General features: G+C 48.2%; 4 protein-coding genes. 1 reads left to right on the forward strand and 3 read right to left on the reverse strand.

From position 1 onward, the window contains the following. Positions 1-65: 65 nt before the first annotated feature. On the forward strand, positions 66-617 hold the full coding sequence (locus tag NOS26_RS03380) for a biotin transporter BioY (protein WP_014015364.1): 552 nt from the start codon (positions 66-68) through the stop codon (positions 615-617). Here the strand turns inward: NOS26_RS03380 and NOS26_RS03385 are convergent. The 3 genes from NOS26_RS03385 to NOS26_RS03395 all read right to left on the reverse strand — a co-directional run bounded on the left by NOS26_RS03385 (position 608) and on the right by NOS26_RS03395 (position 7467). After that, complete coding sequence (locus NOS26_RS03385; RefSeq protein ID WP_255917273.1) at positions 608-5281, reverse strand: EAL domain-containing protein; 4674 nt, start codon at positions 5279-5281, stop codon at positions 608-610. The genes NOS26_RS03380 and NOS26_RS03385 overlap by 10 nt on opposite strands. A 317-nt stretch (positions 5282-5598) precedes the next feature. Next, on the reverse strand, positions 5599-7095 hold the full coding sequence (locus NOS26_RS03390) for an RNA-binding domain-containing protein (RefSeq protein ID WP_255917274.1): 1497 nt from the start codon (positions 7093-7095) through the stop codon (positions 5599-5601). A gap of 117 nt (positions 7096-7212) precedes the next feature. Then, positions 7213-7467, reverse strand: coding sequence for a hypothetical protein (locus NOS26_RS03395; RefSeq protein WP_041647075.1), 255 nt, complete (start codon positions 7465-7467; stop codon positions 7213-7215). Positions 7468-7736: the final 269 nt, after the last annotated feature.

Here is a 7736-nt window from a genome sequence, read left to right on the forward strand (position 1 = left end):
TGACCTCACAAGCGTTTTTTTGCTATAATACGGGAGAAATCCGTAAGCAAAGGAGCGCTTTTATCATGTCTGATTCCAGAGAAAAGACGATGCGCCTGACGCGCATCGCCTTACTGATTGCTATGAACTGTATCTCCGCGTATTTAATCATCCCCCTGCCCTTTTCCCAGTCGCCCATTGCCTTGCAGACGCTCGTCGTCAACCTGGTCGCCTTCCTGCTGCCGCCGAAAGATGCAGCCATCACCATGCTGGCCTACATCGGCATCGGTCTCATCGGCGTCCCCGTCTTCACAGGCGGTACGGCAGGTCCGGGCAAAATGTTCGGCCCGACAGGTGGCTACATCTGGGCCTACGTCGCAGCGGTCTTCCTCATGTCCTGGTTCAAAGGGAAGGACTATAGTTTCCGGCGCTACGCCCTGGTAGCCGTCGTCATCGGCATCCCGGTCATCTATCTAGGCGGTGTCCTGCAGCTCAAAGGCGTCACAGGCATGCCGTGGGAAGCCGCCATCATGAGCGGCGTCGTCCCGTTCATTCCCTTGGATATCGTCAAGAGCCTCTGTGCTGCCGCTTTGGCACGACCGCTGCTGGCCTTGGGCCTCAAAGGCACTCAGGGATGACGCCGGCCGTAAATCCGTTCTTTATCGGCATACATTTTCTTGTCTACCTGAGATAATACGTCGTCAATGTTGGCGATAGGCGTCTGGCACACGATATAGCCCAACGCCATGCTGATACCACTGGAACGGTAGCGGGCACGCAGGTCGTTGACGAGCCGCTGGGCCTGCGCTTCATCGGCATCCTTAGCGACGATAATGAATTCGTCGCCACCCATGCGGAATACGGCGATGTCACCAGTCAGGTTCTTCATGATTTGAGCAGCTTGGCGGATGAGCTGGTCGCCGACTTCATGGCCTTGAGTATCATTGATCTGCTTGAGGCCATTGAGATCGCCGAAGATGAAGGCCAGGGAAATCCCGTCAGGTAACGTCTGGCGATATTCCGCAAAGCCCCGGCGATTACCGACGCCGGTCAGCTGGTCTGTCGTGCTGATGCTCTCGAGGGAACGGAAAATATCGCGGTTGCGCAACATGATGGCCAAGAACAAGGTCAGCGTCGACAACAGGAGACCTGCTGATTTAAAGGCCAGCGCCGACGGATTAATGACTTCCGTAAAGCCCAAGGACTTGCCTGACTGGGTCAGGTGACCCGATACGAGACGGCGGACGCCAGGGATATAGGGATGGAAACCAGGATGCGTCTGTATGAATTCCGGTGCATCTTCAATAATAGCCATCTGTTTCGTATCGAACGTATCATAGAGGGGCCGCAGGGAATTAATGGGAATGTGCTGAACCGTACGAGCGACGGGCTGCAAGTTTTCCTGATGCCATTCATAGGTTGCACTGACCTGGCTTCCCTGTTCTTCAAAAATCAAAACCCGTTCGGCCTGCAAGCTGTGACCTATTTTTTCCAACATCTTCTGCAAACCTACATCCGGATTGGCTTCGCGCATGCCGATAGCAATGACCTCATTGGCCATGACTTCGCGGAAAATGACATTATTTTCAGCCAAATCATGGCTGATATACGGATCGATATTGACAGCCATGGAAAAGCGGTAATTCTTCCCTTGCCAGGGAATGAGCGTCGCCCGCATGAGCAAGTTCTGCCCGGTCTTGCGATTACGGCGCGTCGTCGTATAAAAACAGTCGCGGCGCAGCTGGCCATTGATGCAGTCCTGACAAGGCGCATCGAGGCCGGCCAGGATCTTATAGCACTTTTCACCGACCCAGCTATAGGTATTGGAAAGGCCATAGCTCTTCTGCATGTATTCATTAACATAGACCAGTTCATACGTATCCGGAGCGATAATGGATACTTCTTCATCGAGCTTATCAAATTTTTCCTTATCGAAGACCAGGCGGTCGCCGATATAGATAGCTTGTCCATACTGCTGTTCATTCACTTCATTCAAGCGTTTCCGCAAAAGCATCATGACCTCATCGAAATCCTGGCCCTCCGACCCTTGAGCCACGGCGTATTGTAAATAAAGAGTACAGCTGTAGTCGCCAATATTCGTAATGCCATGGATGGCATCGACGAGACTCAGCATTTTATTCCGGAAATCGTCATCTATGGTCTTCGGGATAATGCAACAAAAACGGCTACCGCTCAAATGGGCCAACGTTTCATTTAAAGTATGGAAGGCCATCAGCTGCTGTGTAATGGCCTGCAGCAACTTCTGTCCCACTTCATCGCCATACTCCTGAAAAAGCGCTTCATATGCAGGCACTTCGAGGAGTACACACGTATAATCCCGACCATAGCGCCGATATTTCTCGCCGTACTCATCTGCCGCCTGCAAGAGTCCCCGGAAATTGAGCAGTCCCGTCACGTCGTCGACAAAACTTCTCTGCCGGAGCCGCGCCTGACGGGCATCGGCATACTCTAAATCTTCAAAATACCCCAGCAATCCGATAATACGTCTCCCGCGATAGATAGGAAATTTGGTAGCGGCAATTCGATGCGGTCGGCCTTGGACGAGACATTCTCCGACAACACAGTGCGTGACCTCGCCTTTTTCAAGGACAGCCCATTCGGCCTCTTCATACTTTTTCCCCTGGATATGCCAGCCAATATCCTCATCGGTTTTCCCGATGAGGCTTTTTTCATCTTTTAAGCCGTAATAATCGAGGAAAGCCTGACTAACGCCAGCAAAACGCCGTTTTCGGTCTTTCCAGAAGAATTTGATATCCGAATAACGAATCATGGCCTGACACAGTTCCCGCAGGATACGGAAATAAGGCTGCCGGACCGGTTCCAGTTCATGGAGGCCCAAAGAGGTAGCCAGTATCGGCAGTAAGCTCTTGCGGTCCCGTGCCGTTTCCCATATATCATCGCGGCAGCACAGTAGAACCCCTTGCCGGCCGCCGTTGCGCAGGAGCATAGCTAAATAGACTGTCCAGCGATAGCTGCCGTCAGCTTGCTTGATGCGGAAGACACTGCCCGTGCTATTCGTCTGCGACTTGCCGGCCTGGCGGCGTACATTGTCGAAATCGAGGAATGCTAAAAAACGTTTCCTGTCGTCATCATGGACGAAGCGGGTCGCATAATCGGTCAGCAGACGGAGGATACCCTTCTGGGCCTGCCCTTGGGCCCAGTTGGGCATCACCGTCTTGATAACTTCAAAGGTATCGTCCTGGGGATTCAGATAATACAAGCCCTTATAGAGTTGGAGGATGTTGCGCAGTAAATAATCAATGCGATGGGCTTCCTTATCTTCTCTGGCATCAGCAATGTTATAAATCCAGGCGCGGCACAGATAACGGCCCTGGGTCCCGCCGATTAGCCCCAGATGAAGCTGCAAATAGTGATCTTCCTCGATATAGGTCACGACCTGTTCCTGACTGGATACAATGAGTTCCTCCAAGCAAGGCTGCAACCGCTGGCGGAAAGAAAGGTTCTCAATCCGCAAGGGCAGGTCTTTCCCATTATAGGCTGGCAAAGCTTGGCGAATAATCTGGCGGAAAGCCTGATTGGCTGACAGCACGACGACCTGTTTCCCATCATAGTGAAAGATAGCCACAGGGACATCGGTCACGACATTGATGAGGCCAGCCTTATCATAGACCGATTCTTCCCGCCGCGTTTCCTGGCCGTACTCATAGTTCTCACAAAAGATCTGTATGTCTTCATAAGACATGGGCTGTCCCCAATAATAGCCCTGTATCTTTTCACAACCAATGGCCTTCAAAAAGTCGACTTGGGCCTTCGTTTCTGCTCCTTCAGCCAGGGTATGGACACCCAGTTCCTTGGCCATGAGGACGATAGCCTTGAGGATGCGGCGGCTCTTTTCATTGAAATTGCGCAAAAAGGCCATGTCGATCTTGAGTTCATCGAAATGATAGTTATGCAGGACGTTGAGCGACGAATAGGCACTGCCGAAGTCATCGAGCCAGACCTGATAGCCAGACCGCTGAAACTGCCGCAAGGTCTGAATCAAGTTATGCTTCTCTTTGACCAGCGCCGTTTCCGTCACTTCGATGCGGATATAGTCCCGCTGCAGGTCATAGCGGGATATGACATTTTCAACCATCCTAAAAGGGTCCATAAGGTTGAAATCATGGCGCGATAAATTGATCGACACCGGCAGGACAGGCTGTTTATTGGCCAGCCGGTAATGAAGCTGTTTGGCTACCTGATTGAGAACATAGCAATCCAATTTATGAATGAGCCGAGCCTGTTCCAGGACGGGAATGAAGACATTCGGCGTGAGCCGGCCGTAGACAGGATCTTCCCAACGGGCTAGGGCTTCAACACCGCAGATTTTCCCAGTCATGGTCCGGACGACGGGCTGATAATAGACCTTGATATGCCCCTTTTCCAAAGCGGCATTGAAATTTTCCAGGACGAAAGCCCGCTTTTCCAAGGCTTCGCCCATATCCCGCGTATAGACGGCCCAACAGCGCGTAGCATCGGTTTTGATTGTATCACAGGCGATTTTAGCCATATCAAAAGTATGGCGCACGATATAAATGTCGTCTTTTTCCAACAGGCAGACGCCAGCCTTCAAGACGATGTTGGAATTATTGATATAGGCATTGACGCGGCTGCAAACGACTTCTATAGTCTGGAATAAATCTTTCTTCATCGCCAATACCGCGAACCCGTCGGCAGAGAGATGCGAAATCAAGGCATCCGGAAAAGACTGCTGCAGCACAGAGGCGATGTATTTGAGGCAATGGTCGCCAGCAGCCAAGCCATGGAGTGAATTATAAAGGCGGAAGTTCGTAAGGTTGAAATAAGTCGGGCAATATAATGACAGACGGCCTTTAGGACTTTCCTGCCGAGCCACCATCAAGGCTTTCCTAAAGAACAGGCGCATACCGAGCAGCCCCGTCAGTGGATCGTTCTGGGCGCTGCTGCCTTTTAGTTCACTGCTGATGATCTGCAGCAGCCAGGCCTTCGTCCCATCCTCGAAGGAAATAACACTGGCCGAACCTTCAGCCCGGCGAAAGTGGTCATCCCGCGTGCGGAAGCGGAAAGTCACAAAACCAGTCTGGTCCGAGCCGGCCATATGGGCGATAGGATAATAGTCCTCGGCATCGACCATGCCCTGCAGCCGCTTCCCGGTAAAGCGGTAAAAATCCGCTTCATCAGTACAATGGTAAATCTTCAGCATCCCTTTATTGACAAATAAAATAGGCTCTCCCGGTTCCATCCCGATCAGGCAGATACCTGACGTCAACCGGTCATAATAGCGATGTAGCTCTGCTCGCATCTCCCCTATTCCCATAACAAATCACGTCCTCTATCGTCATTACAAATACTATAATTATCGTTTACAAATTATAAACTAATTATAGCATAAGCCCATTTAAGTTTTTAGTACTTAGGTGAATTGTTTAGTCCGTTTTTGACATAAAAAAAAGACCTGTGTACGGAATCGTACACAGGTCTGCTAATTTCACAAAGGAAATTATTTGAGTTCTACTCCCTCGGCTTTTCCCCAAAATGAGAATGGCTTCACTAAGCCATTTTTAAAGCATCATTTTTTCAAAATCAGCCTCATTTTCGCAGTTTTAAAAAAAAATAGTATCATTTGAGTATCACTGACCAGTATCCTTTACGGTGCGTTCCCATGCGTTTTAGATAGCCTTTTTCCTGCAGCTTCTTCGTATGATATTTTATAGTACCAAGGGACAGCGACGTGGCCATCGCAATTTCCGATTGCGTGCTGTCTGGTTTCTTTTGGATATATGCTAAAATAGCTTCTTCCTTATCATTTAATGTTACAGGCAGATTCGTTCCAGTTTGGTCAGTGTTTTTAGTTTGGTTAGCGGTTTGGTCAGTAGTTTGGTCAGTTTTTGGTGTTTGGTCAGTGGTTTGGTCAGTTTTTGGTGTTTGGTCAGTGGTTTGGTCAGTTTTTCGATACAAGTTTACCCGCAAATCGCCATCAAAATCAAGAATTTCCGGTTCCCTCAGCCCATAATCACGGCAATCCCGCAAAATACGCGGAAAGCCACTGCCCCACTTTTCAATCAGATTCATGTAAGCAAAAGCATTGGCCAAGGCCCGGTTGCGAATCTTTGAAAATCCTTCTTTCATTTTTTCAGGCGTTACGCCACGCATCAGGCCGCCTGGAGAAGTAACTTCCAATCGATCTGAAAAAAGAGCAATCTGAATGGATCCCGGCTCCAAATAATTACGATGTACAAGTGCATTGGCAATTAATTCACGGATACTGTCCGGAGGCAGTTCATAAATATCCTGTCGATAGACTCCCTGAAATCTAGCACCCATGTTGATTTTTTCAAGCACGTACTGATATGCTTTTTCCATTTGTTCCTGAATCGGTGCATCAATTTCCCGTTTATCGATAAAAATGGCTCTATCTTCCGTTTTAAACACAGCGCATTGAACAACTGGAGGATACCCAGCCTGATGTGTCAGCATCGCATATGCATAGGTGGGTATAAGCTGGCCTTTATGTTCAAGCAAAACACCCCACGAAATAAGCTGATTAACCGTCAACTCTTTGATTTCTTGACGCTGGAAATCTGATGCTGCATTTTTTTTAGCCGTTTCTCTCATCGAATGGCATAATGCTGCCACATCAGCTTGCTTCACTTTCAGATTCGGAATCGGTTGTTGATCGAAAAATTTATTTTTCCCTTCTAAAAGCAATTCCTGCAGCATTGCCTGATCCGCAGGACGCGTTGTTCCAGCCGTCCGGATATAGGTTCCTTTCACAAGCCCCTTCTTTTTGATATAATACGGGCGCTGCATTCCTGGCGCAATCTCCAAAATGATAAGCGATTTCCCCTTTACTTCCTGAACAAAAAGATCCGGAATAATCATCGGCGCACAGCTATCCGTAACCGCATTAGTAATAGCATCCATCAGTCGAAAAAGGTCATTCTGGGGAATACCAACAACCTGCATCGTTCCGTCTTCAACACCAAATACAATCCGCCCGCCATCTCCATTAGCAAAGGCAACAACAGATTTAATATATTTCTGGCTGTCTTCCGGAACCATTTCCTTATATTCTATGTTTTTAGACTCCCCTTGAAGCAATGAATCTTTTTCCATCCCTATTGCCGCCTCCTCTCAGACTCATTGTAGCAGATTATAAAATTTCCGACAATAAAGCAAGGCCCCCGTACCGCTAGTGCAGGGGGGCTTGTCACATAGACACTCATATTATTTTTACCAAAGATAACTAGTACCCGGATTATCTTCACTGGTTCTTGAAGCTTCTTTCATAATTCGTTCCTTTGTTGCTTCCGGCAAGGCGTCTTTAAAGACTTTTTGAAAACAATCCATACAAAGTGATGCACCGATGTATTCTGTTTTATTCGTTACATTGTCCCACCAAGTCCAATCAAGTTTGTTCTCTGGTGTGATGCAATCGTGTGCCTCTGCTTCTACGATAAATTTTTCGCCCTGGGCATATTTTTTCAAACTCTATATTCATAACAACTATCTCTTGCAGGGCATTGCTTATCACCAACAGGGGTTCCATCAGAACTTGATATTTGCCTCATTAGGGAGTGTAAAATAGTTTGTTTAAATCGGTTATTGCACAAATCCAATTTATCCCACATAATTAGGTAATCAAACATTAAGGATTGAAAGTCTCTTGCCAAGGATTCGAATTTTCTGAGGCTTTTGCATAAGCCGATAAAACAGTGGAGTGACAAATCATTCTATGAATTGATAGACAAAATACT

Origin of the sequence: Megasphaera sp. SC8-1 (assembly GCF_024436295.1) — a bacterium.
Taxonomy (GTDB): Bacteria; Bacillota; Negativicutes; order Veillonellales; family Megasphaeraceae; genus Megasphaera; species Megasphaera elsdenii.

Excerpts from the sequence above, each read along its gene's own strand:
- NOS26_RS03390 (WP_255917274.1), bottom strand. The coding sequence starts at position 7,095 with ATGGAAAAAGATTCATTGCTTCAAGGGGAGTCTAAAAACATAGAATAT.
- NOS26_RS03380 (WP_014015364.1), top strand. The coding sequence starts at position 66 with ATGTCTGATTCCAGAGAAAAGACGATGCGCCTGACGCGCATCGCCTTA.
- NOS26_RS03385 (WP_255917273.1), bottom strand. The coding sequence starts at position 5,281 with ATGCGAGCAGAGCTACATCGCTATTATGACCGGTTGACGTCAGGTATC.